Source organism: Clostridium sulfidigenes, from assembly GCF_000732635.1.
GTDB classification, from domain to species: domain Bacteria; phylum Bacillota; class Clostridia; order Clostridiales; family Clostridiaceae; genus Clostridium_J; species Clostridium_J sulfidigenes.
In genome coordinates, this window is record NZ_JPMD01000002.1 from 73,367 (window position 1) to 97,186 (window position 23,820).

At 30.1% G+C, this 23,820-nt stretch carries 26 protein-coding genes, 1 tRNA gene, 1 pseudogene and 1 riboswitch; of the genes and pseudogenes, 7 read left to right on the forward strand and 21 right to left on the reverse strand.

The window, feature by feature from the left end; all coding sequences use genetic code 11:
• Window positions 1-29: 29 nt before the first annotated feature.
• From IO99_RS02310 to IO99_RS02345, 13 genes are all read right to left on the reverse strand, one after another.
• A complete protein-coding gene (locus tag IO99_RS02310) occupies window positions 30-878 on the reverse strand; it encodes a hypothetical protein (protein ID WP_035129718.1) in 849 nt (282 codons plus the stop codon).
• A gap of 119 nt (window positions 879-997) precedes the next feature.
• Window positions 998-1,171, reverse strand: a complete 174-nt coding sequence (locus tag IO99_RS19245) for a hypothetical protein (protein WP_198028543.1) — start codon at window positions 1,169-1,171, stop codon at window positions 998-1,000.
• A gap of 236 nt (window positions 1,172-1,407) precedes the next feature.
• A complete protein-coding gene (locus IO99_RS02315; RefSeq protein WP_035129720.1) occupies window positions 1,408-2,217 on the reverse strand; it encodes a hypothetical protein in 810 nt (269 codons plus the stop codon).
• Window positions 2,218-2,314: 97 nt separating this feature from the next.
• Window positions 2,315-2,458, reverse strand: coding sequence for a hypothetical protein (locus tag IO99_RS18930; RefSeq protein WP_156964268.1), 144 nt, complete (start codon window positions 2,456-2,458; stop codon window positions 2,315-2,317).
• Window positions 2,451-2,600, reverse strand: a complete 150-nt coding sequence (locus IO99_RS18935; RefSeq protein WP_156964269.1) for a hypothetical protein — start codon at window positions 2,598-2,600, stop codon at window positions 2,451-2,453. Before IO99_RS18935 ends, IO99_RS18930 begins: the two co-directional genes overlap by 8 nt.
• Before the next feature lie 12 nt (window positions 2,601-2,612).
• On the reverse strand, window positions 2,613-2,927 hold the full coding sequence (locus tag IO99_RS02320) for a hypothetical protein (protein ID WP_035129723.1): 315 nt from the start codon (window positions 2,925-2,927) through the stop codon (window positions 2,613-2,615).
• A 262-nt stretch (window positions 2,928-3,189) separates the two neighbouring features.
• A complete protein-coding gene (locus tag IO99_RS02325) occupies window positions 3,190-4,548 on the reverse strand; it encodes a replicative DNA helicase (RefSeq protein WP_035129724.1) in 1,359 nt (452 codons plus the stop codon).
• 20 nt (window positions 4,549-4,568) lie between these two features.
• Window positions 4,569-5,339: a hypothetical protein gene (locus IO99_RS02330; protein ID WP_035129726.1), complete on the reverse strand. Its 771-nt coding sequence runs from the start codon at window positions 5,337-5,339 to the stop codon at window positions 4,569-4,571.
• A 4-nt stretch (window positions 5,340-5,343) separates the two neighbouring features.
• Window positions 5,344-5,631, reverse strand: a complete 288-nt coding sequence (locus IO99_RS02335; protein ID WP_035129727.1) for a hypothetical protein — start codon at window positions 5,629-5,631, stop codon at window positions 5,344-5,346.
• Window positions 5,624-5,746, reverse strand: a complete 123-nt coding sequence (locus tag IO99_RS19580; RefSeq protein ID WP_278245218.1) for a hypothetical protein — start codon at window positions 5,744-5,746, stop codon at window positions 5,624-5,626. The genes IO99_RS02335 and IO99_RS19580 overlap by 8 nt, the downstream gene beginning before the upstream one ends.
• Before the next feature lie 24 nt (window positions 5,747-5,770).
• Window positions 5,771-6,001 carry a helix-turn-helix domain-containing protein gene (locus IO99_RS02340; RefSeq protein ID WP_035129729.1) on the reverse strand — a complete coding sequence of 77 codons (231 nt, stop codon included), beginning with the start codon at window positions 5,999-6,001 and terminating at the stop codon, window positions 5,771-5,773.
• Between the two features lie 3 nt (window positions 6,002-6,004).
• On the reverse strand, window positions 6,005-6,172 hold the full coding sequence (locus IO99_RS19250; protein ID WP_198028544.1) for a hypothetical protein: 168 nt from the start codon (window positions 6,170-6,172) through the stop codon (window positions 6,005-6,007).
• Between the two features lie 156 nt (window positions 6,173-6,328).
• Complete coding sequence (locus IO99_RS02345; protein WP_035129731.1) at window positions 6,329-6,535, reverse strand: helix-turn-helix domain-containing protein; 207 nt, start codon at window positions 6,533-6,535, stop codon at window positions 6,329-6,331.
• Window positions 6,536-6,684: 149 nt separating this feature from the next.
• Here IO99_RS02345 and IO99_RS18235 point away from each other — a divergent pair, with 149 nt between their 5' ends.
• Together IO99_RS18235 and IO99_RS02355 are read left to right on the forward strand one after the other, a co-directional pair.
• Window positions 6,685-7,449 carry a helix-turn-helix domain-containing protein gene (locus IO99_RS18235; RefSeq protein ID WP_051823855.1) on the forward strand — a complete coding sequence of 255 codons (765 nt, stop codon included), beginning with the start codon at window positions 6,685-6,687 and terminating at the stop codon, window positions 7,447-7,449.
• Window positions 7,450-7,779: 330 nt separating this feature from the next.
• Complete coding sequence (locus tag IO99_RS02355; RefSeq protein ID WP_035129732.1) at window positions 7,780-9,033, forward strand: site-specific integrase; 1,254 nt, start codon at window positions 7,780-7,782, stop codon at window positions 9,031-9,033.
• A 148-nt stretch (window positions 9,034-9,181) separates the two neighbouring features.
• On the opposite strand, the gene IO99_RS02360 is transcribed toward IO99_RS02355, so the two are convergent.
• From IO99_RS02360 to IO99_RS02370, 3 genes are all read right to left on the reverse strand, one after another.
• Window positions 9,182-9,257: transfer RNA gene (locus IO99_RS02360), tRNA-Trp, on the reverse strand.
• A gap of 83 nt (window positions 9,258-9,340) precedes the next feature.
• Window positions 9,341-9,901, reverse strand: coding sequence for a DUF3867 domain-containing protein (locus tag IO99_RS02365; RefSeq protein WP_035129734.1), 561 nt, complete (start codon window positions 9,899-9,901; stop codon window positions 9,341-9,343).
• Between the two features lie 290 nt (window positions 9,902-10,191).
• The gene (locus IO99_RS02370) at window positions 10,192-10,812 is read right to left on the reverse strand and encodes a CBS domain-containing protein (RefSeq protein WP_035129736.1); all 621 of its coding nucleotides are present in this window, start codon (window positions 10,810-10,812) and stop codon (window positions 10,192-10,194) included.
• Between the two features lie 272 nt (window positions 10,813-11,084).
• Here IO99_RS02370 and IO99_RS02375 point away from each other — a divergent pair, with 272 nt between their 5' ends.
• The 4 genes from IO99_RS02375 (at window position 11,085) to rimI (ending at window position 14,034) form a co-directional block, all read left to right on the forward strand.
• Window positions 11,085-12,338, forward strand: coding sequence for an HD domain-containing phosphohydrolase (locus tag IO99_RS02375; RefSeq protein ID WP_035129739.1), 1,254 nt, complete (start codon window positions 11,085-11,087; stop codon window positions 12,336-12,338).
• Between the two features lie 94 nt (window positions 12,339-12,432).
• Window positions 12,433-12,891, forward strand: a complete 459-nt coding sequence (gene tsaE, locus IO99_RS02380) for a tRNA (adenosine(37)-N6)-threonylcarbamoyltransferase complex ATPase subunit type 1 TsaE (RefSeq protein ID WP_035129742.1) — start codon at window positions 12,433-12,435, stop codon at window positions 12,889-12,891.
• The gene (tsaB, locus tag IO99_RS02385; protein WP_035129743.1) at window positions 12,888-13,595 is read left to right on the forward strand and encodes a tRNA (adenosine(37)-N6)-threonylcarbamoyltransferase complex dimerization subunit type 1 TsaB; all 708 of its coding nucleotides are present in this window, start codon (window positions 12,888-12,890) and stop codon (window positions 13,593-13,595) included. Before tsaE ends, tsaB begins: the two co-directional genes overlap by 4 nt.
• Window positions 13,588-14,034: a ribosomal protein S18-alanine N-acetyltransferase gene (rimI, locus tag IO99_RS02390; RefSeq protein ID WP_035129746.1), complete on the forward strand. Its 447-nt coding sequence runs from the start codon at window positions 13,588-13,590 to the stop codon at window positions 14,032-14,034. The genes tsaB and rimI overlap by 8 nt, the downstream gene beginning before the upstream one ends.
• 136 nt (window positions 14,035-14,170) lie before the next feature.
• On the opposite strand, the gene IO99_RS02395 is transcribed toward rimI, so the two are convergent.
• Window positions 14,171-14,800, reverse strand: a complete 630-nt coding sequence (locus tag IO99_RS02395) for an ECF transporter S component (protein WP_035129749.1) — start codon at window positions 14,798-14,800, stop codon at window positions 14,171-14,173.
• 311 nt (window positions 14,801-15,111) lie between these two features.
• Window positions 15,112-15,225, reverse strand: a riboswitch (FMN riboswitch).
• Window positions 15,226-15,372: 147 nt separating this feature from the next.
• Window positions 15,373-17,547, reverse strand: coding sequence for a Tex family protein (locus tag IO99_RS02400; protein ID WP_035129752.1), 2,175 nt, complete (start codon window positions 17,545-17,547; stop codon window positions 15,373-15,375).
• Between the two features lie 124 nt (window positions 17,548-17,671).
• On the opposite strand from IO99_RS02400, the gene IO99_RS02405 reads away from it, so the two are divergent.
• Window positions 17,672-19,015: a M28 family metallopeptidase gene (locus tag IO99_RS02405; protein ID WP_035129765.1), complete on the forward strand. Its 1,344-nt coding sequence runs from the start codon at window positions 17,672-17,674 to the stop codon at window positions 19,013-19,015.
• Between the two features lie 81 nt (window positions 19,016-19,096).
• Here the strand turns inward: IO99_RS02405 and prfB are convergent.
• The 3 genes and pseudogenes from prfB to hpf form a co-directional block, all read right to left on the reverse strand.
• A protein-coding gene (gene prfB / locus IO99_RS02410; protein ID WP_156964270.1) for a peptide chain release factor 2 occupies window positions 19,097-20,204 on the reverse strand; the annotation gives its coding sequence in 2 pieces (ribosomal slippage) (window positions 19,097-20,125 and window positions 20,127-20,204; 1,107 coding nt in all).
• Between the two features lie 2 nt (window positions 20,205-20,206).
• Window positions 20,207-22,709, reverse strand: a pseudogene (gene secA, locus IO99_RS02415) (preprotein translocase subunit SecA).
• Window positions 22,710-22,962: 253 nt separating this feature from the next.
• Window positions 22,963-23,493: a ribosome hibernation-promoting factor, HPF/YfiA family gene (gene hpf, locus IO99_RS02420; protein ID WP_035129771.1), complete on the reverse strand. Its 531-nt coding sequence runs from the start codon at window positions 23,491-23,493 to the stop codon at window positions 22,963-22,965.
• Window positions 23,494-23,820: the final 327 nt, after the last annotated feature.

The following is a 23,820-nucleotide window of genomic DNA, read 5'->3' on the forward strand; positions in this document are numbered from 1 at the left end:
CCCCCTTCTTTTACTCTTTTTACCCTAAATTATATAATCTTTACTACTGCATTATTATCTGTTATGATTGCATCCAAATTAAATAATGAAACACAGAATGTATAGCTACCATTCTTTACATCTTTATCAAACTCTAACTTACCTTCAACATAGTTCAGTACTAGCTTATCTAATGCAGCTACTATAATATTAGTAATGCCTGGTACTAACATAAAGTTTATCTTATCTAAGTTCTTAATTACTGCAGCATTATCACAGTACTCCTCAGGACTTATAAGAACTGTAAACATTCTTTTATTCCTTTTACTTAACTTAGAAATAGCACTGGATATATCTTGAACTATATTATTAGTGTTAGCCACTGTAAGAGTTGTATCACTTAAAGCACTTATAATCTTATCTTCTAAGGTTATATTTACCTTATCATTTATCATTGCCCTTACTGCATCAATATTAGTTTCACCAACCCTACCTATGTGAAATCGTGACTCTTCCATATCTTTAATAAATATTTTAGTAATTTCTTTATTAAATTCATGTGTAGTTACTTTTTCATAGTTACCACTTTCTCCAATTTGAAAAACATCCAATTCCAAATAATAAGCATGGTGTTTAGTTACACTTTCAATTAAAGCTGTCGGTTTATATATAAAAAATACTTCTCTAATTTCTTTTTCTGTTAATGTCTTTCCACTTAATAAATTATTAATTACAATTTTATTCATTCTAGCTTTTAATTCCTCATGTATCCCTTCATCATCTAAAAGACTTCTTCTCCCTTCAACACTGTTTCCCATATTTGCAGCTCTGTTTTCTCTAGTTTCTATTAAGCTTAATACCTCTTGATCTGTTAAATGTTCCAACTTTCCTTTTATCATTAATTACCTCTCCTTACTTACATGGACTTTTAGATTTTTCTTTCTTGGCTTGATTACGCATCCAACGTTCCATAATTTCTTTTTCTTTTTTAGATTTCAGTTTCATCATGATCCACTCCTTAAATCGGTAGTTGTAATCTATCTTGACTACCTTCATCTTTTCTGCTTTTACCGGATAATTTTTTAGCTCTCTTTTCCCAATATCTCTTTTGGGCCATCTTTACTTTATCTTGATTATTTTTACGCCACTCTCTCATATAGGCGTTTCTTTCAGCTCTAGCCATTTGTTCCATTAGTGATAATCCTCCTTTCATTCAAAATAAAAAAGCCATGACTAATAAATTAGTTATCCTATTTAGGATTTCCAAAATATTAACCATGGCTTTTATGCCTTCCCACTTATCAAGTGAGGGTATTTCTTATATTTATCTTTATGTTTATATTATACCATGAAACCAGCTTAAAATATAGTGTTACCAATACTTTAACGTGGTTACTACATAATATTACTTAGTACCTACATATGATATCATATTCCCCATTCATCTTTAAGTTTATTTAGAAATTTCATACTCTCTCCATTATCTTTAGTAGTATCCGGATGAAGTTTCATAGCTGCAGCTTTATATATTTTCTTTAAATATGATTTTTCTTCCTCTGTGTAGGTACTCGTATTATTTTCAAAGTAACTACCAAAATTATAATTATTGTAGTTGCTTTTAGAGTTTTCATAGTAACTACGTTGATATTCTTTTTGTTGTTTGTACTGCTCCTTTATCTCTTGAAGCTTTTTCTCATTTCTAACTTGTCCAAATACATCATAACAATAATCATAGGTATTATCTCCATATACTGACTCAAAGGCCTCCTTAACCTTAAGGTACTTGTTTATAATAGCTTCATGCTCTTGGTGTGTCTTATACTCTTCTGTCTTCTGGAACTCATTTTGTATACGTTCAATTAAAGGATCTAGTTTCTTATATACCAAATCATATAATTCATCTTCTGATACTCCTATAGATTTAAGCTTTTCTTCCCACTTTGAAGATATAAAGTAATCTCCTATATATGTAGTACCTTGAGCTATATCATAATACTTCATTGTACATATTACCCACTGTTTCTTTTTAACTTTCCCTTCTTCTCTAAAACTGTGATGTATGCTTATTTTATAAGCTTTCTTCATAGGTCTTTCAAATCTTCCTCCAGTATAATCATAGCCATACTTTACATGTTCTTCATTATACATTGTAAATCTACTTTCATATACTTTAAGTTCCTTATATCTTCCGTATTGATTTTCTTTCTTTAATTCTATCTCTTGAATTACACAATACATATATTTTCCTTTCTTGTAGCTACTTTGATTTATAACTTCGTAACCACATATTGATTAAAATTGAAGGGTGTACCAAGATTGACACACCCTATAAATTTCATTCTAATTCTACATATATCCTATAAAATTCACCTGTTTTATGAGGATTACTAACCTTTTTTATTCTACTTCCACTGGATAACTGCTTAAGGATCCTTAGCTTGTCCTCTTCCTTTTTATAACTTAGTTTAATCTTAATCATTAGCTACATCCCCCACTTTATATTTACAAAGAAACTTAGGATTAACCCATATAGACACATCATCTATTGTTATAGACTCAATTTGTAACTCTTCTAATGAAAACTTTTCTTTTTTAACCTGTTTCATATCTTCTTTATTCATAGTAAATCCTCCTTAAATGTATTCCATAATTTCAGTATCTTTTAAAAACTCTAGGTTAGTAGTACCAGCTCTAACACCTTCTTTAAAATAAAACCTACACATATTAACCAGCTCATGTAATACTGCACTATTATAATCTTCTAGTAAGTTCTGATACTCTTTAGGCATACTCTCAAATAACTGTTTAAATAGCCTTTCTGATTCTTCAGCAAGTTCTGTCTGTTCCTTGTTTGTATCAACAAAATTTCTTTCCTCATATTCTTGGATATGTTGAAATTCATTATCTATAACATTCCTAATTAACTTTTTAATTTCTTCATGTTTCATAATATAAAATCCCCTTCACTACTTGATTTTTGTTAGATTTTGAGATATTCTTTTTATAGGCAATATAGGACATCTTTACTTGCTGGTGCTGAATATTTTCCCGTATTCAGCACCTTTTTTAATTTAATCATTTAATATCTCCGGCCATCTTCTTGCCTATATACCTTTTAAGCTTTTTATCTTCACATACCTGGTACTTATCCTTAACTCTTAAGACAATAATTATAACTTTAGGCTGCTGCTTTTCTATGGATATCAACTCCTAATTAAATATATTTTCAATTCTGAAATTTTCACCTATCCATCTAAACGAAAGAGTTTTCTTTGTTGAGTTTCTACACTTCTTGACCATAATATTTATTCTTTCCGGATTAACTGTGGCATCATCAGAATTATAGTTCTTTTTATCCGGATTTACTCCAGGATCATCAAGAAGAGTATTTCTATAAATTCCTAATACTGTATCACTATCTCTAAATACACTAGCACTCTCTGCAATATCAGTATCACTAAGTTTTTCATAAATTTCATAATTCTTATTTTCATTTTTTCTTGCTGCTTCTTGCGTTGCTTGTGCCAAAATCACTATAGGAATATTCAAGCTATTAGCTAATCCCTTTAACCTTCTTGTTACTTCTGTAACCTTCATACGTTCATCTTGTGCCTTTACACCTTCAATAAGTCCTATATAGTCTATAAATACTATATCTACATTGCCCTTTATCTTCTCAACTTGAATTTTAGAAATAACATCATTTAAATACCTAGTATTATAAATTTTAATATAATTATTAATAGCTGCTGATTTATTAACTATAGCTTCAAATTCACTTTCAGATACTTTACCTCTCTTTATATACTTAACCTTCTTATGGTCCATTTTAGTAATATTAGATACTAACCTATCAACCATTTGGTTATATGTCATTTCTAAGCTAAAATACATTATATTCTTCTTTGCTCTAGCCATATTTAAAGCTATTTGCCCAGCTACTGCAGTTTTACCTACTCCACTAAAGGCGAATATTGTTATAAGTTCAGCTGATGAAAACCCTTGTATATGATTATCTAATTTGATAAGACCTGTTTTAATAGTATTACAGGCTTCAACCTCACCTAAATATGCTTTTTCTTTACTTTCAATATATTTTTCCCATAACTGCTCTTGTGTTTCTTCATGGTCAGTAGTTTTTTGAATTTGTAAAATCTTATCTTGAACTACATTAAGGAGCTCGTTAGCTTCAATATTTTGTTTTTCTTCAATATTCTTAGATATATCTAAAATATCCCTTTTAAGTTTATATTCTCTTAATATATCAACATAGTTATTTAATGCTATGTTATTAGTAAAGTTTGTGGCTATTTCTGTTATATAGCTTGTACCACCTACTGCATTTAAAATTTTATTTTTCTTGCAATGTTCCAATACTAATATAGGATCTATATTATCAGTTTCACTATACGTTTCTAATATAGCTTTATATAATACCTGGTGATTACTACTATAGAACTCATTAGGTCTAACCTTTAAATCTTTTAATAGCATTAATCCTTCTTTAGTAAATGCACTTGTTAAAATGCTTTGCTCATTTTGTATATTACTTAGTGTTTCAATACTCAATCTCTTATAACTCCTTTCATTTAAAAAATTCTATAACTACTCTCTGATACATTTATATTTTGTTTACTATTCCAAGTATCATAGTTAGCTTTATTACTTCCTTCTTCCGTAAATGTACTTATTCCATTTTTTCTATTTAGAAAATCTGTTAAACTCCACTTATAGTTGAAAAAGAAGTCACTTTTTAATATTTCATCATAAGTATTTATAGCTTGTATTATTTCATCTTCTGAATATTTCTTAAGAGCTTTATTAATAGCCTTCTTCATTTCTTCCGACAATTCTTTATGTCTTATTATTTTTTTACTATTCCAATGACTATATATATTATTAGATTCTATATCTAGATTATTATATCTAGATGAGTGCCGTTTTTTATTCTTATTATTATTCTCTTTTTGTTCTTCTTGATTACCTTCAACACTTGTATTTTCAACGTTTATTGTTCTTTTATTATTCTTCTCATTATGCTTTTTATTGTTCTTTTCAAAATCATCCTTAAACCGTGCTAAAAAGTACTTACTACTTGAACCTTTTTTACCTTTTTCAACTTGAATAATTACTATATTTTCAGTTGTAAGTTCTTTAATAGCTCTTTCCATTTGTGCTTTAGTGAAACCCAACCTATATCCCCAACTCTTATAATCAAACCTAAATTCTCCAGGTAATAATCCATCATATTCTTCTTGGGTAAGGTTTGCTCTATATTCGCATTCCATATAAACATCAAATACATAGCTTAGATTTGAATATCTATATTTTCCTCTTATTTCACGTTCGGTAATATGCAACCTATCACCTACTTTTATGAGTTTGAAAATATCCCATTAAAACAAATACACTCTTTTGGTAATCCTCAAATCTTGATTGTTCATGAAGATTAACTTCATTTTTAATATCTCTGATGCATGTGTAATCTTTATTAATAATAAACTCCAGACCAATGTTATCAAATTCAATATAATTAGCAATTCGTCCATCCTCAAGTATATACTTTTTCATCCCCCTGGCTTTTTTACCAATTTTAATATATTTATCTATATATAATTTATTGGATTTATTGAATTTAATATTTTTATTCATACTTTATTCCTCCAAACTTAAAAGCCTGTTTAAAGTACATTAATCCCCTTAGTGAAGGCTCACAATGGAGCTCTTCACAAAGCTGAATATATCTATTAAGTAATTTAACGCTCATGTAGTACCTCCTAAATTTAAAACATTAATTTATTCCAATCTTCCTCAATACACCATACTGCTTAACTGGTTCTTGTTGCCTAGTATTTTCTAATGCCTGGTTTCTAAGAAATTCTTCGCATAGCTCAATATCAAAGATATACTTTACTCCGGATTTTAGAAAAGGTACTTTCCCTTCTTTAGCCATCCTTCTTAATTGATACTCTGTAAGTCCTAACTCCTCTGCTGCTTGTTTTATATACGCCTTTCTACCCATAACCTAATCCCCTTTCAACAATAATTTTTCTCTATGCTCCAATAACTTCTTAAGAGCTGCTTCATGTATATTTTTATCCTTGGAGCTTATATCTCTAGATATTTGATATTTTAAAGCTTTAATCTGTTTTTCTAACTTCTGTATATCATTAGGTAATTCAATTCTTAACACTTAATCACTCCTTATTATAATTTTAAGAACTTCTGATGTTCTGTTATGTCCTTACTGTGTAATGTCATTAATTGATGTGAATTTCTCGCTCACTTGTGGCTAGAAACGTTCTAAAATGATTTTAGGTGTATTTGGTTTCCTTTGCTTAAATCACGTTTATTCTTCATCTTTAAGCAATTCGGTTACATCTACATCTAAAGCCTTCGCCAGTTTTCCTATAGTCTTTGGCGTTGCATTGCTTTCACCATTTAAAATTCTCGACAATGATATTCTTGCAATTTCTGCTTTCGTCGCCAATTCTTCAACAGATAAACATGCTCTAGCTTGTGATAATCTCAATTTAAAAATGTCCAACTTTAACATCACGTACCCCCCCTTAACATACATATCGTATGTGTTATGTTTATATAATACCATACGATATGTATATGTCAATATAGATTTATAAATATTTTGCGCATACACGTATACAGTTTGTATGCAATAGGTTATAATTATATAGAGGTGATAAAATGGCTATAGGTAATCGTATAAAATTATTTAGAAATAGAAATCAGTTAACTCAAAAACAATTAGCAGAACTATTAGGTCTTAAAACTATAACAATACAAAGTTATGAACTAAATAAAAGAACTCCTAATATAGAAACATTAAATAAAATATCTCAATTTCTAAATGTATCTCCTAAAACTTTACTATCTGATGAAATATTCGACAAAGAAATATTAAACAAGGCTATTAGTCTTATGCTTCCTACTCTTCCAAAAGATGCTGACGATGTATTTGCATATTTAGAAGAATATACTCATGATTATGATAGTTTATATAATCTCCATAACCAAATTACTAATTCTTTACCAGTAGATTGTATCAAAGGATTACTAAACTTCATATTTCAGATATCGCGAGAAGATTTTAAGGACATCTATAAATACTTGATTTTACCTGGAATTTATGAATTAGATGATGAAATAAAATGTTATTGTGAAGATTTATATATGAAATCTATAATACCCACATATAGTGACAATGAAGATAAAGAAAAAAACATTCAAAACAAGCTAAATAAAAATGACATAAATCTTTCGGAGTTACTCCAACCTTTGGAAAGTCTAATAAAATTTTTATTAGAAGATGGTTATCCCGTTTCAAAATTAGACAATAAAACATTAGGCTATCTTTATGAAAAAATAACTAACTTGTTAGAATTTGAATTTTACAGATTAGAAAAAAATAATTATAAACTACCTGATGGGGATAATGGTAACAGGCAATAACGTTAACGAGTGCAAACTTGCACTAACCACAATTTTGGTGTTAGTAGCATACTCTAAAAATACAAAATTGAGTTCTCATAATATTATATATGAGGTTACTATTATTAAGGGTATCGGTAGTATCGACCCCATAGGCTCCGGACTATAAGTCTATAACCCTCGTCATTATGACGAACCTCGTCAAATCGTCAAAAATGACGAAAACCCTACTCTTTATGAAGAACATTGCTTAAGTTTCAAGCACCATGAATAAAAACAAATATTCCACATAAGTGTGGAAAGTCAGTTTCTGATTCTTAAAATACTTATGAATAAAAAGAAGGTGAATATATGGCAGCTATAGAAAAACGAGGAGAGAATTCCTATAGGCTCACAGTATCATGTGGGTATGATAGGAATGGTAAGAAGATAGTTAAACGTAAGACAATAGATTTATCTCATGTTAAACACGATAAGCAGATGGAAGAAGCTAATAAGCAGTGGATACTACTTAAAAATGAAATAGAAAAAGGTTTATTCTTAGATACTGATAAGGTAACTTTTGAAGATTTTATTGAGAAATGGTTAAAAGATTATGCAGAACACGAATTGGCACCCAAAACATTATATAGATATAAAGAATTATTAAATACACGTATTATTCCAGCCTTAGGACATCTAAAGCTTAATAAACTTCAACCTACTCATTTAACAGAGTTCTATAATAATCTACGTGAAGATGGTATTCGTACGGATAAAAAGCCTGGAGGGTTATCAGAGAGAACTATTCTGCATCATCATAGATTAATATCAAGTATTCTTACTTGTGCAGTACAATGGCAATTCCTATTAAATAATCCAGCTTCAAGGGTAAAACCTCCAAAGGTTGAAAAGAAAGAAGCTAAACATTTTAATATAGAGCAAACAGAATATATACTTGAACTTATGGAGAATGAACCAATCAAATATAGAACTATGATAACATTGGCCATTTATGGTGGAATGAGAATGGGTGAATTAACTGCCCTGGAATGGCAAGATGTAGACTTTGATACTGGTCTTTTAAGAATAAATAAATCATTGCAGCATTTAAAAGGTAAAGGTACTTTTGTTAAATCCACTAAAAATGAAACTAGCAATAGAATTATTTCACTTCCTGGATCTGCTATAACTCTTTTAAGAGAATATAAGTTTTGGCAGAATTGTGAAAAAGCTAATTTAGGTGACTTATGGAATGATGAATATACAAATATATTCACTACGCTTGATGGTAAGCCTATGTTTCCAAGTACCATAAGTAAATGGTTCAATAAGTTCATTAAAAGGCATAACGAGGCTATTATGAGTGATGACACCATATCTAAAGAAGATAAAAAGAAATATATATTAGATAATGTTAATTTTCATGGATTAAGACATACAAGTGCTACCTTACTAATTAACCAGGGTGTAGATGTAACTACAGTTAGTAAAAGGTTAGGTCATGCTAGAACTTCAACTACTACAGACATATATTCACATAGCTTAAAAAAGGCGGATACTGAAGCTGCTGATAAGCTTGAAAATCTTTTTAATAAAAATATCAAAAATAAAAAGCAAGGTTAAAATACCTTGCTTTCTTGTTGTAATTTATAGTATTTAATATTAACTTTTTAATATAGTAGTACCCAAATAGTACCCATTTCTTAGTTAGTACCCAATTTTACTGAAAAATAAAAAACCAGCAAATCGTTGAATTTACTGGCTTTCCTTATGGCAGGGGCACGAGGACTTGAACCCGGAACCAACGGTTTTGGAGACCGCTACTCTACCAATTGAGCTATACCCCTTCGTTACTCGTTTATTATATTATATAATAAACATAAATGCAAGAGGTTTTATATAAATTATTCAACATATTCTTAAGTCAATACTAGTATAAATAAGTGGAAGTATTCTCACATATTGAAATATTTAGCATCTTATTATTCATTACCTTTTTATAGGAACATAAAAATTCATTTAACTCATTATCAGTTAAATCTATTTTCCCAAAACTTTTTAATATAACATTCTCATCTTGAAGCATTAACTCTAAATCATTCTTATCATTCTTGATGCTATATGAAGTTACACTTTTTACTTTAAGCTTTCCTTTATACTTTTCTTGAAACCCAACCATTTTTCTTGCATCTTCATACTCAATACCTAATCCACTTAGAGGATTTTCTATACCCATAGACTTCATTTGGCTTTCTACATCTTCAGTAGAAATTCCATACCTCTCCATAACCTTATTCTGGATATTCATAAATTTCTCTTGAGATATATTATTTTCCTTCATATACTTAAATATTTCTCTGCTCATTTCCGCCATAGATAGCTTTCCTTGAGCCATTGAATAATACATAGAATATATGTAATCCTCAAACTTATCTACATCTTTATCTGTGGCCTTATTTTTCAGTTCATTAAAATCTATTACATCACTAATTTTAATCAGCTCCTTGAATACAATATTTCTTCTATCACATTATTTATTTTATCCCATTAATTTTTATTTTAGTATCTTATTATTTATTAAATCTAATTTATAATCACTTTTATTCCCCATAATTATAGAATATGGGAAATAAATTTAAGAAATATGTTTGTAAATCAGTATATTATAAAAGTATTCAAATTACTACTATATTAATTATGTATTTAAAATATATTAATCTTTTCTTAATATATAGTTATGTACTGTTGAGTATGTAGTTCACCTACATACCCAACGATATGCTACTGTATCTTGAATCCAGCTTCTTTCACCTTCTCAAGAATTTCGTCCATATTGTCTGTGCTTAATCTTATTACTATCTCTTTAACTTCTGTTATGCTCTTAGGATCAACAACTACAAAGCTTATAATTTGCCCTTTGTTTTCAGTAATTATTTTTGATAGTTTAGATATTTGTCCAGGTATGTCATAAGCAATTACAGCTAATCGTTTACCTTTATTTAATCCAAACAATTCTGTAAATTGATGAAAAATACCGTGATGTGTTACTATTCCTTGCATTTCTCCATTTTTATTTATTACTGGTACAAAGGAAACACTTTTAGTTTCTAAGAAATGTGCAGCCTCTTCAATTTCATTAAAAGGAGTTATTGATGGTACATCAGTTCTCATTACATTTTCAACTAGAAAATCTGATAGTAAACACTGTCTCTCTATAGATTTTTCATAGTAGTATGTGTATATTTGCTCTTTTGAAATTACTCCACAGAATTTATCTCCTTCTACTACTGGTATGGATAAAAACTTATTTTCTTCCATTACCTTAAGAGCTTCTCCTATGGTTACCTTTGGTGTTACAGTTATTAACTTTTCTCTAGATAACATCAAATTATTTACAAACATAATTTATCCTCCTCTACTTATTTGTTATTCTATATTATACCTTATTTTAGTATACTATGTTAGTATTTTAATATATTTCATTATTAATATATTAAATATATTTTGATTATTGCATCAATTATTACTATTTTACGTATCCAAAATATAATACGTAAAATATATAGATTTGTTTACTTAAATATAAATTTACTTTTACAATATTTAGTACCATTTCACTGCCAAATATGCTAAAATTTTTTTATATAGATAAATGGTATGCTTTGGAGGACAAAATGAATATTAGTATAAAGAATATAGTTTCTGCTCTATCATTATCCTTGGATCTTACAGACAATGATTGGGGTAAATTTGAGGATGTTATAAACCCAACACATGCTAAAGATATTTCAAATAAGCAATTTTCTAATCATTCTAGATGCACCTCATATATAGCCTTAGAAATTGCTCAAACTATGAAACTAGATGAAAATTCTTACTATAATTTATATATTGCTTGTATGATTCATGATATTGGAACTCAAAATATATTTGATGAGTCTCACACCTCAAAATGGTATATAAAAAAGCACTGCATTGCTGGCTCTGAAATGATTCAACGTATCCCATCCTTAATACAAGTATATGATATAATACGTTATCATCATGAAAATTATGATGGTAGTGGATGCTTAAAATTAAAAAGTTCCCTAATTCCTATAGAAGCTCAAATTCTGAGAATAGCTGATTTAATTGAAATCCAGGTAGATTATTCGAAACCTTACCACATCCAAAAGGATATTCTTATTGATTGGGTAAAACTGCACAATGAAACTTTATTTTCACCACAGGTTGTAAAAGCTTTTCTCGTGGTAGCTGACAAAGAAGAGTTTTGGCTAAACCTTATAAATTTACCTAATATGAATTTCATCCTTGATAATATAATACCGGAGAAAGATATTTTTATCTCGCTATCGGAATTTGAAGCAATTGCTGATGTATTTGCAAGCATTATTGATAATAAGAGTTCTTTTACTGCAGAACATTCTAAAGAAATTGCTACTTTAGCTTATAATGTTTCTAAGCATTTAGGCTACACTGAAGAAAAGTGTCTTAAAATGAAAATTGCAGGATTACTTCACGATATTGGAAAATTAGCTATTCCCATCAGTATATTGGACAAGGATGGTCCTTTAACAGAAGAAGAATATTCTATTATCAAATCTCATACCTACTATACTAAATTAATTCTAGATAAAATAGACCACATATCTGATATTAGTTTATGGGCTTCTAGTCATCATGAAAAATTAAATGGTAAAGGCTATCCGCGAAGACTTAAGGCTGAGGACCTTAGTGAAGAATGCCGCATTATTGGAGTATGTGATATATATCAATCTTTAACTGCTGATAGGCCCTATAGAAAAGGTATGTATATGTACGAAGCATTTAATATATTAGATGATATGGTAAATAGGAACTTAATTTGTGGTAATGCAGTAAGACATTTTAAAAATACTTTAGTATCTGGGGTAGAAAAGAAACCTTAATTTAATTATTATACAGTTATTTAATGAAAAGTAATTTTACTATTTGCTTTTCATTTTTTTTCTTTTAGGCTAAAATATTAATGAGGTGAATCATATGGAATTTATAGTTAGTAATGTTGATGAATTAGATTCCCTAGGTATACAGCTAGGAAAAATGTGTAAAGAAAATGATATTTTATGCCTTATAGGTGATCTTGGTACTGGTAAGACTCATCTTACCAAAGGAATTGCAAAAGGTCTTGGCATAGATGAATGTATAACTAGTCCTACTTTTACAATTGTTAATGAATATGAAGGTAGATTAAAATTGTATCATTTTGATGTGTATAGAGTAAATGATCCCGATGAGATTGCTGCCATCGGCTTTGATGAATATATATTTGGAAATGGAGTTAGCGTCATTGAATGGGCTAACTATATCGAAGATTTAATACCAGAAGAAAGTTTAACTATAAACATAGCTAAACTTCCAGACTTAGGTGAAACCTATAGAAAGATTACTCTTTCCTATACTAATGATAGATATAATTATATAAAGGAGTTGAAGCTATGAAGATTTTATCCTTAGATTCTGCAACTGAATGTGCAACTGCGGCTATTATTGATAGCGATAAGATATTAGGGGAAACTATTATAAATTATAAAAAGCAACACTCTGTAATTATGATGCCTATGATAGATAACCTTTTAAAAAATTGTGGTTTATCCATATCAGATATAGAAGGCTTTGTAGTTTCTAGCGGCCCTGGATCTTTTACTGGTCTTAGAATCGGTATGTCCACTATAAAAGGTCTTGTGCAAGCAACTAATAAACCCTTTGTGTCTATAAATTCTTTAGATGGACTTGCAAATAATCTCTTTAATATCCAAGGTATTATTTGTCCTATAATTGATGCGTTGAGGGGTAATGTATATACTAATTTCTATAAATTTGAAAATAATAATTTAGTAGTCTTAGGTGAGCCTGAATTATTATCAATGGAAGATGTAATAAATAAATGCTCAGGATTTAATGAGCCTATTACTTTTATAGGTGATGGTACATCAAAATTTAAGGATGCCATATTAACTTCTCTACCTAATGCTTCCATAGCACCTAGTCATATCAATGTGACAAAGGCATCTTCTATAGGCAACTTAGGCTATCTTAGATTAATAAACAATGAAGGTGATAATGTACTTAGTAGTTCACCTGTATATCTTAGACTTTGCCAAGCCGAGCGTGAATATGAAGAAAAGGTAAAAAATCATGACTGATGTAACTATTGAAAGAATGAGTTCCCTTAATATATTAGGAGTTAAAGAAATTTCAGACCTAAGCTTCTCAAGCCCTTGGTCTCTCCTATCTATGGAAAAAGAACTAATTAATAAAAATGCTGTCTATATAGTTGTAAAGTTAGGTGATAAAGTTGTAGCCTTTGGTGGAATGTGGGTTGTCTTTGATGAAGGTCATATAACCAATATAGCAGTTCATCCCGACTATAGAAGAAATAATTTTGGAGATGTGGTAGTAGAAAACCTCATTACAATTGCTAAGGATATAAATATTGTTTCTATGACTCTAGAGGTTAGAGCCTCTAATATAGCTGCAATAAATCTTTATAAAAAACACCATTTTTCTGTAGAAGGTATAAGGAAAAACTATTATCAACATCCAAAAGAAGATGGCTACATTATGTGGAACCACAACATATAGGTGGTATATATTAAAATTTAAAAGACGATAAAAGAATTTTTCTTTTATCGTCTTTTTGTAAATTTTCTTTATATATTTTAATTTTAACTTCAACTTATTTTTTAAATTGTTAAAGATATGATTTAGTACATTTTTATTAGGCACCCTTTTTCATAGCTTGTTCAGCTAAAACATTCTCTCTATTTAGTAGTGGTGATATTCTCTTATAAGATACGAAGGTTATAAGAGATACTATGGCTCCTTTTATAATATTAAAAGGAGTTATTCCTAGAACAATTATTCCTGTTAAGCTAGAAATATTAGAGTTTCCTGCTGCTGATGCTCCTATAACATTAGCCATGCCGCCCATTATTGTAGCATATAATGGAATTAGTATAAAGTAATTAAATACTGCTCCTACTATAGTCATTATTATAGTTCCTAAAATTAATCCTATAATTGCACTCTTTTTAGTTTTATTTTTATGATAAACATATGATGCTACAAACACAAAAGACCCACCAATTAAAAAGTTAGCAAATTCTCCAACTCCACCGGTGTAAGTGCCATGAAAAACTAGATTTAATATTACTTTTCCACCTTCTATAATTACTCCTGCCACTGGTCCCAATGCAAATCCACCTATAAGTGCTGGTAAATCACTAAGATCAAGTTTTAAAAATGGTGGAAATCCTGGTATTGGAAATTCAAATAACATTAATATAAATGCTATTGCTACCAATAAAGAGATTTTTACTAACCTGTTTACATTTTTAGATGTGTTCATTATTAATACCCCCTAAATTTACTGCATACTTCATAGGGTGAATTTATCCGATGACTATCCACTCTAATACTCTCATCTTCTTCGAAGTGGGTGTTAAGAGTGTCTACGTCTCTGGATAACGATTCCTAACCTTCAAAGAAGCTAAGAATTCTGTTTATAGTACCCTAATGCCTTCAGATTTGTTATTTCTCTAATGACTATCTCATTAATACTGTTCATTAGAACTTAATTGTTAAATATAATACTTATAACAAATCTAAAAAAGCCCTGATTAAAATCAGGGCTAAAACAAGCATCACTAAAATACTATATACCTACTTCTTTCATCCAGACTATACTGTCGGCTTCGGAGTTTCACCGAATCAGCCTTTCGGCTCGCGGGCTTTACCGCCGGTGGGGAATTACGCCCCGCCCTGAAGTGCATTATTAACTTTTATTACACTTTAATCTTACCATTAAAATCATTACACTTCAATATATTTTTTAAAATTCATAGATAAAATAGATATTTTTTTAACGATATTTTTAAACTTATATCTTACTTTTTAAGTGTTATTCCACATAAACAGAGTTTATTTTAACTCTACATCTTTTTTCATTGATAAAGATATCCTATTTCTCTTCTCATCAATATCTATTACTGTAACCTCTACTACATCTCCTAGCTTAACCACATCTAGTGGATGCTTAACAAATCTATCACTTAATTGACTTTTATGAACAAGACCATCTTGGTGTACTCCAATATCTACAAAGGCACCAAAATCTGATACATTTCTAACCGTTCCTAATAATTTCATTCCTTTTTTAAGCTGAGATAATTCCATAACCCCAGTTTTAAATATTGGTTTTGGCATTTCTTCTCTAGGATCTCTTCCTGGTTTTTTAAGTTCTTTTATGATATCTAAAAGAGTTGGTTCCCCTATACCTACTTCTTTAGCTAAATTAGATACTCCTACCTCTTTAACCTTTTCATCTATACCCTCTATATTTTTACTACTTAAATCTTTACCATCATATCCTAGGATAGTCATAAGCTTTTTACAAGCCTCATAGCTTTCCGGATGGACAGATGTACCGTCTAAAGGTTCCTTGCTACTATCAACTCTCAGGAATCCTGCACATTGCTCATAGGCCTTAGCTCCTAACCTCTTTACCTTTAAAAGCTCTTTTCTTGATTTAAACTTGCCTGTTTCATCTCTATAGGCAACTATATTCTGAGCTATACCAGAATTTATTCCAGAAATATAAGATAAAAGTGCTGGTGTTGCTGTATTTAAATCTACTCCTACATTGTTAACACAATCTTCAACTATATTTTTTAGAGATTCATCTAATCTTTTTACAGTAACATCATGCTGATATTGACCTACTCCTATAGATTTAGGATCTATCTTTACTAACTCAGCAAGAGGATCTTGAAGCCTTCTTCCTATGGATATAGCTCCTCTTACCGTAACATCTAAATCTGGATATTCTTTTGTTGCAAGCTCTGATGCAGAATAAACTGAGGCCCCAGCTTCAGATACTATTACATAATATATATCTTTACCTGTTTCTTTCTTTATCTGTGCTATAACTTCCCCTAATATCTCTTCTGACTCTCTACATGCAGTACCATTTCCAAGAGAAACTACATCTACATTGTGTTTTATCATCATCTTCTTTAATATTTCTTTAGCCTCTTTAACCTTAGCTTCACTTGCAGCTGTAGCATGAACTGTAACATACTCTAAAAACTTACCTGTATCATCAAGAATTGCTACTTTACATCCAGTTCTAAAACCTGGATCAAAGCCCATTACAGTTTTTCCCTTTATAGGTGGAGACATAAGAAGCGCCTTAAGGTTTTCTTTAAATATTTTTATAGCCCCATCTTCTCCTTTTTCTGTAAGCATATTACGTACTTCTCTTTCAATAGATGGATATATTAATCTCTTTATAGAGTCATCAATACTGGTATTAATACACTCATTGCACTTCATATTATCAGTGACCATAAATTTGCTTATATAGCTTTTTATTTTTTCTACATCACAGGTAATCTTGACTGAAAGAACTTTTTCATTTTCTCCTCTATTTATAGCAAAAATTCTATGAGAAGGTATGAATTTTACCTTTTCACTATACTCATAATACATTTCATATTGAGTTCTCTCTTCACTGCTTCCTTTAGTTTCTATAACTCCATTGTTTACCACATAATCTCTTATCCACTTTCTAAACTTAGCATTATCACTAATCTTTTCACTGATAATATCCATAGCTCCTTGTAATGCTTCATCTATAGAAGTTACGCCTTTATCTTCATCTATAAACTCTGCAGCATACTCCTCAGGAGATTTTTCTCCCCCTCCAGATAAGATATACTCACTTAATGGCACTAATCCCTTTTCTGTAGCTATTATAGCTCTTGTTCTCTTTTTAGGCTTAAATGGTCTATAAATATCTTCTACTTCTGTTAAAGTTTCAGCTTTATCTAAAGAAATTTTAATTTCATCTGTTAGTTTTTCTTGCTCATCGATTAATCTAATAACATCTTCCTTTCTATTTTGAAGATTTCTTAGATATGTAAGTCTTTCTGAAAATTTTCTTAAGATTACATCATCAAGACCACCGGTTTTTTCTTTTCTATATCTGGCTATAAAAGGCACTGTATTACCCTCATCTAATAATTCTATTACATCCTCCACTTGAGACTTGCTCATAGGAAACTCTTTAATTAACTTCTCGTTTATAATTGACATCTTTTCTCCTCCTGATTGTTCTAAGCATAGTATTCTTTAATTTTATCACATTATTAGCAAATTTATCATAATCAAAATAACTTTTTCATACATATACTAATATAGTAATGTTTAAGGTGATGCCATGAAAAAATTTATAGTTTCTTCTCTTTTAACCTTTTCCCTAATCCTTTCTTCCATCAGTTATAATAGCCTAATGCTAACTAAAAACTTCGATGCTAAGGAAGTAAAAGAAACTATCCATTATCTATCTTCTGATGAGTTTAAAGGTCGATTAAGTGGAACCTTAGAAAATGCTTTAGTTGGCGCCTATATAAAGGATGAGTTTGAACACATAGGATTAGAACCCCTAAGTAATGGCTATTACCAAAGCTTTCAAGTAAATTACCCTAAGAGTTTGTCAGATGAACCTATGATTGCAGTTATTGATAAAGATAAGAAAATACATAAGATTTTAGAATACGGTGTTAATTACAAAGAAGATTTACTTAACTTTAGGAATACAGAGATAGAGTTTGATAACTTAGATGTCTCTTCTAGAAACAATGATGCAATAGCAGTTTCTAATGACATGGGGACTGCAATATTTTATACTTCTTCTAATAATACTCTTGGGTTTAGAAGTTCTTTTTACGAAGAGAGTAATAAAGGACTGTTTATTACAGTGACAAAGGAAACTCTTGCCGAAATAGAAAGTTATTTAAATGAAGGTTTTTCAATCTACACCTATATCCCTTATTCTATAGAAGAAGCAAGTATCAATAATATAGTAGGTTTAATTAAAGGTAAAGATTCATCTCTTCCACCTTTAATCCTAGGTGCCCACTTCGATCATATAGGTACTGATCTAGGTGGAACTGTTTATAATGGAGCTTTGGATAATGCTTCTGGAGTATCATTTCTCTTAGAGCTTGCTAAGTACATTAAAACCTTAGGCATTCCTGATAGAGATATAATCTTTGTTTCCTTTAATGCTGAAGAATTTGGACTTAAAGGCTCTAAAGCCTTTGTAGAAGAATATAGGGACTTAATATCTGGAAGTAGAGTTTATAACTTTGATATGATTGGAAGCTATGACGGTACCCCTCTTTGTATTATGGCTGGTAAAACTAATACGGCTAAAACTCCTATAGTAGAAGAATTAACTAAGGCATTCCAAGATAAAAAAATATATTTTAATTACATCTTTGAGAATTCTAGTGACCATGGTTCCTTTGTAGATGCAGGGATTGAGGCTGTAACCCTTTGTGACTATGATTTATCTAGAATTCATACCCCAAATGATAAAATAGAATATATTAGTGAAGAAGCAATTGATAGATGCTTTAGTGTTATGAAAACTCAAATATTTAAAGATAGTTATTCTAGTAATATACTATATAATCATTTAGAATTAATTCTATTTCTATCCTTAGGTGCTTCTCTAATTCTAAGTGCTATCTATTACAACACAAAAAAGAGTAGTTAATTGTGATAAAATCCCACCTCCGTAACTACATGAAATTTAATTATTTCATGTGTCTACTTAAGTGGGATTATATCATTGAAACTACTCTTTTATTTGTTTTAGATATTCATTTATAAACATATCTATATTTCCATCCATTACTGAACCTACATTAGAAGTTTCAGCTCCAGTTCTATGATCCTTAACTAAATTATAAGGGTGGAATACATAGGATCTTATCTGACTTCCCCATGCATTATCCTTTATTTCCCCTGTTATATCCTCAATTTTATCCTTATGCTCACGAATTTTAATGTCTATAAGCTTAGCTTTCAGCATCTTTAAAGCATACTCCTTATTAGTATGCTGACTTCTTTCATTTTGACATTGCACTATGATATTAGTAGGTATATGGGTTATTCTTACTGCAGAATCTGTAGTATTTACATGCTGTCCACCTGACCCACTAGATCTATAGGTATCTATTTTTAAATCCTCTGATCTAATTTCTATATCTTGATTTTCAGTAAGCTCTGGTAAAACTTCACATCCAGCAAAGGATGTTTGCCTTTTTCCACTAGAGTTATAGGGTGATATCCTAACTAACCTATGAACACCCTTTTCTGATTTTAAATATCCATAGGCAAAATCTCCAGTAACCTTAATAGTAACTGCCTTAATTCCAGCTTCATCATCTGCTACATAGTTTAAAACTGTAACCTTAAAACCATGGGCTTCACACCATCTAGTATACATTCTGTATAACATATTAGTCCAGTCCTGAGCATCGTTGCCTCCAGCACCTGTATGAAGCTCCAGTATAGCATTGTTTCTATCATATTCTCCACTTAAAAGAGTTTCTATATTAAGATTTTCTATCTCTTCTCCTATGGACTTTAATTCACTTTTTATATCCTTGTAAGAGGAGGAATCTTCCTCCTCCAAACTCATCTCTATCAAAATTTGAACATCCTCTGTTCTAATCTCCAAATTATTAAAATTATCTAATTTATCCTTTATCGATTTAGCATTCTGAGTAATTTCTTGTGCCTTATTTATATCACTCCAAAAATCCACTTCTTGCATTTTAAACTCAAGTTCAGATAATTTCTTTTCTTCTGCTGCTATGTCAAAGAGACACCTTCAATTCTTGTAATTTTCCACTGATGACATTTACTTCATTTAAGCATTCTTCTAATTGTAATATCACTTTTATTCTCCTCTTCCACAACAGTTCTTATATTTATATCCTGATCCACATGGACATGGGTCATTCCTATTTGGTTTAGCTTGTTTTTTTACTGGCTCTTTCTTTAAAGATTTATCTTCGTTAGTTGAAGTTATTTCAGCTACTCTTTCTCTTTCTGGAGCCTTCTCAACTTTAACATGGAATAGGTACTTAACTGTTTCATGCTTAATATTTTCTATCATTTCCGCAAACATTTCGCTACCTTCCATTTGATACGCTTGAGCTGGATCTTGTTGCTTATATGCTCTAAGTCCTATACCTTGTTTTAAGTGATCCATACTATCAATATGATCCATCCACTTAGAATCAACTATCTTAAGTAGGATAACTCTTTCAATTTCTCTCATTTGCTCTTCGCCAAATTCTACTTCTTTTTCAGCATATAATTCTATTGCTTTATCTAGTAATAATTCTACAATCTCATTATTAGATAACTTAGCAATTTCATCTACTGTAACAGTATCTTTAGGTAGATATATATCTTCCATGTATTTTACTAATTTATTTAATTCATCTTCAAAAGTATCATCTACACCACTAATATGAGTATTAACTGAACTTTCTATAACATCCTGTATCATTGTTTGTATTTGATCTTTTATATTAGCTCCCATAAGAACTTCTTGTCTTTGTTTGTAAATAATTTCTCTTTGTTTATTCATTACGTCGTCATATTTAACAACATTCTTTCTAACGTCAAAGTTATTTCCTTCAACTTTTTTTTTGTGCACTTTCTATAGCACCACTAACCATTTTACTCTCAATGGCATCTTCTTCTTGAAGCCCTAATTTATCAATCATACCTCCAAGTCTCTCAGAACCAAATATTCTCATTAAATCATCTTCAAGACAAATATAGAATCTAGATTCACCTGGGTCACCTTGACGACCAGAACGTCCTCTTAATTGGTTATCTATACGTCTTGATTCATGTCTTTCTGTACCTAATATCTTTAAGCCTCCAAGTTCTACTACTCCTTCTCCAAGCTTAATATCAGTACCTCTACCAGCCATGTTAGTAGCAATAGTTACAGCACCCTTTTGTCCAGCTAATGCTACAATTTCTGCTTCTCTTTCATGGTACTTAGCATTTAATACTTGGTGTGGTATTCCTTTTTTCTTAAGCATAGCAGAAATTACTTCAGACTTATCTATACTTACTGTACCAACTAAAACTGGCTGACCTTTTTTATGAGTTTCAGTTACCTCATCTACTAAACACTTATATTTTCCTTTAATAGTCTTATAAACAACATCTGGATGGTCTACTCTTGCTATCGGCATATGAGTTGGTATTACTATTACATCAAGACCATAAATATCTCTAAATTCAGCTTCTTCAGTCTCAGCAGTACCAGTCATACCTGCAAGCTTAGTATACATTCTAAAGTAGTTTTGGAACGTTATAGTTGCAAGAGTTTTAGACTCTTTTTCAACCTTAACTCCCTCTTTTGCTTCAATAGCTTGATGTAATCCATCACTATATCTTCTACCTTCCATAAGTCTTCCTGTAAAGTCATCAACAATAACTACTTCTCCATCTTTTACTATATAGTCCTTTTCATTCTTCATTATGTGATTTGCTTTTAACGCTTGAACTAAATGGTGTTGAATATCCATATTTTCAGGATCTGCATAATTTTCTAAGTGGAAGTACTTTTCTGCCTTTGCTATACCTTCATCAGTAAGAATAACGGAATTTCTCTTTTCATCTATTAAATAATCTTCTTCTAATAATCCCTTAACGAAGAAGTCTGCAATTCTATAAAAATCAGTAGACTTATCTCCTTGACCTGATATTATAAGTGGAGTTCTAGCCTCATCTATAAGTATTGAGTCAACCTCATCCACAATAACATAGTTTAATTCTCTTTGAACTTTTTCTTCTTTATAAACTACCATGTTATCCCTTAGGTAGTCGAATCCAAATTCATTATTAGTACCATAAGTGATATCACAATTATACATTTGTTGTTTTTCTATCTGAGTTTGACCATGAACTATAACTCCTACTGTAAGACCTAGAAATTCATGAACTCTTCCCATTTCATCTCTATCTCTCTTAGCAAGATAGTCATTAACTGTGATTATGTGCACACCCTTACCAGCTAAAGCATTTAAATAAGATGGTAGAGTGGCAACTAAAGTTTTACCTTCTCCTGTTCTCATCTCTGAAACTCTACCTTGGTGTAAGACAACTCCACCTATAATCTGAACATCATAATGTCTAAGACCAAGAACTCTTTTAGATGCTTCTCTAACTACCGCAAAAGCTTCTGGAAGAATATCATCTAATGTCTCACCCTTTTTTAATCTACCTTTAAATTCTTCTGTTTTTTGTTTCAATTCTTCATCACTTAATTTTTCTATAATCTCCTCAAGAGAATTAACCTTTTTAACTATTGGCATAATTCTTTTAATTTCTCTTTCACTGTAGGTACCAAATATCTTGTTAAATATTTTCATCTAAAATCATCCTCACTCTTTCTATCTAAGGTTTGTTAGCTATAATCATCACATAAATACTAATTTAGATTATATCAGTTATTCTTTGTCACTTCAACTTTATACCCACAATTTTCATCCAAAATAAGTAAATTTATGTTCTATTTTAATATAGTATTAATAATTTCTATTGCCATAAAAAACTCTATAGCTAATGCCATAGAGTTTTTATTAATATAATAAGTATATTTTAAACTTTTCTTTAAAACTAATTTTAGAAATCTTGTTCAATTAAACCATAATTTCCGTCTTTTCTTTTATAAACAACATTTACTTCATCTGTATCGCCATTCATAAATACGTAGAAATCATGTCCTAAAAGTTCCATTTGTAACACCGCTTCTTCTTGGCTCATAGGTTTTATAGCAAATCTTTTAGTCTTTACTATCCTTGGCTCTTTTTCTTCGTCATAGTCAGCATAGCGTTCTATATTATTAAATCTTAAAGAACTGTCATAATTTCTTCTTTCAAGCTTAGTTTTTTGTTTTCTTATTTGACCTTCAAGCTTGTCAATTACAGTATCTATTGCATTATACATATCTCCATTTCTTACTTCTGCTCTTAATAATGCACTGTTAAACGGAATTATTACTTCAATTTTGTGTATATTCTTCTCCACACTTAGTGTAGCTGTAGCATTCTCATTATTTACAAAGAATTTATCCAATTTTGATAACTTCTTTTCTACTGCAGCTCTAAGCCCTTCAGTAACCTCGATATTTCTTCCTATAACTCTAACTTTCATAATTCCAGCTCCCCTCATATTAAAAAGGATTATTGTGGTTCCTTTTAATATTTCTATTTTGTAATTATATTTTAAGCTTTACTATAAATACTTGCAAGAAGGCTTTACTCAATATTCTGAAAAGTTTTCTTTCTAGCCTTTTCTAGCTTACTTTTCCTTCACTCTACGACTTATAACGCCTTTACATAGTATATGATTTTTTTCATATTTTATGTTATAATAAAATTACATGTGCTGGATATCATATAATAAAAATATAAAAATTGTTTATACATATTTAAAAATTTAAACATCATTTCATAACTAAAGTTAAAAATACAGCTTCAA

What these genes read in the sequence shown, in the direction of transcription:
- IO99_RS02400 (WP_035129752.1), bottom strand. Translation starts at nt 17,547, where the DNA reads ATGTCAATTATAAACGAGAAGTTAATTAAAGAGTTTCCTATGAGCAAG.
- IO99_RS02395 (WP_035129749.1), bottom strand. Translation starts at nt 14,800, where the DNA reads ATGAACACATCTAAAAATGTAAACAGGTTAGTAAAAATCTCTTTATTG.
- IO99_RS19580 (WP_278245218.1), bottom strand. Translation starts at nt 5,746, where the DNA reads ATGAGCGTTAAATTACTTAATAGATATATTCAGCTTTGTGAAGAGCTC.
- IO99_RS02320 (WP_035129723.1), bottom strand. Translation starts at nt 2,927, where the DNA reads ATGAAACATGAAGAAATTAAAAAGTTAATTAGGAATGTTATAGATAAT.
- IO99_RS18930 (WP_156964268.1), bottom strand. Translation starts at nt 2,458, where the DNA reads ATGATTAAGATTAAACTAAGTTATAAAAAGGAAGAGGACAAGCTAAGG.
- IO99_RS02355 (WP_035129732.1), top strand. Translation starts at nt 7,780, where the DNA reads ATGGCAGCTATAGAAAAACGAGGAGAGAATTCCTATAGGCTCACAGTA.
- hpf (WP_035129771.1), bottom strand. Translation starts at nt 23,493, where the DNA reads ATGAAAGTTAGAGTTATAGGAAGAAATATCGAGGTTACTGAAGGGCTT.
- IO99_RS19245 (WP_198028543.1), bottom strand. Translation starts at nt 1,171, where the DNA reads ATGGAACAAATGGCTAGAGCTGAAAGAAACGCCTATATGAGAGAGTGG.
- IO99_RS02405 (WP_035129765.1), top strand. Translation starts at nt 17,672, where the DNA reads ATGAAAAAATTTATAGTTTCTTCTCTTTTAACCTTTTCCCTAATCCTT.
- IO99_RS02375 (WP_035129739.1), top strand. Translation starts at nt 11,085, where the DNA reads ATGAATATTAGTATAAAGAATATAGTTTCTGCTCTATCATTATCCTTG.
- rimI (WP_035129746.1), top strand. Translation starts at nt 13,588, where the DNA reads ATGACTGATGTAACTATTGAAAGAATGAGTTCCCTTAATATATTAGGA.
- IO99_RS02345 (WP_035129731.1), bottom strand. Translation starts at nt 6,535, where the DNA reads ATGTTAAAGTTGGACATTTTTAAATTGAGATTATCACAAGCTAGAGCA.
- tsaB (WP_035129743.1), top strand. Translation starts at nt 12,888, where the DNA reads ATGAAGATTTTATCCTTAGATTCTGCAACTGAATGTGCAACTGCGGCT.
- IO99_RS02315 (WP_035129720.1), bottom strand. Translation starts at nt 2,217, where the DNA reads ATGTATTGTGTAATTCAAGAGATAGAATTAAAGAAAGAAAATCAATAC.
- IO99_RS18235 (WP_051823855.1), top strand. Translation starts at nt 6,685, where the DNA reads ATGGCTATAGGTAATCGTATAAAATTATTTAGAAATAGAAATCAGTTA.
- IO99_RS18935 (WP_156964269.1), bottom strand. Translation starts at nt 2,600, where the DNA reads ATGAATAAAGAAGATATGAAACAGGTTAAAAAAGAAAAGTTTTCATTA.
- IO99_RS02340 (WP_035129729.1), bottom strand. Translation starts at nt 6,001, where the DNA reads ATGGGTAGAAAGGCGTATATAAAACAAGCAGCAGAGGAGTTAGGACTT.
- IO99_RS02310 (WP_035129718.1), bottom strand. Translation starts at nt 878, where the DNA reads ATGATAAAAGGAAAGTTGGAACATTTAACAGATCAAGAGGTATTAAGC.
- tsaE (WP_035129742.1), top strand. Translation starts at nt 12,433, where the DNA reads ATGGAATTTATAGTTAGTAATGTTGATGAATTAGATTCCCTAGGTATA.
- IO99_RS02335 (WP_035129727.1), bottom strand. Translation starts at nt 5,631, where the DNA reads ATGAATAAAAATATTAAATTCAATAAATCCAATAAATTATATATAGAT.
- IO99_RS02370 (WP_035129736.1), bottom strand. Translation starts at nt 10,812, where the DNA reads ATGTTTGTAAATAATTTGATGTTATCTAGAGAAAAGTTAATAACTGTA.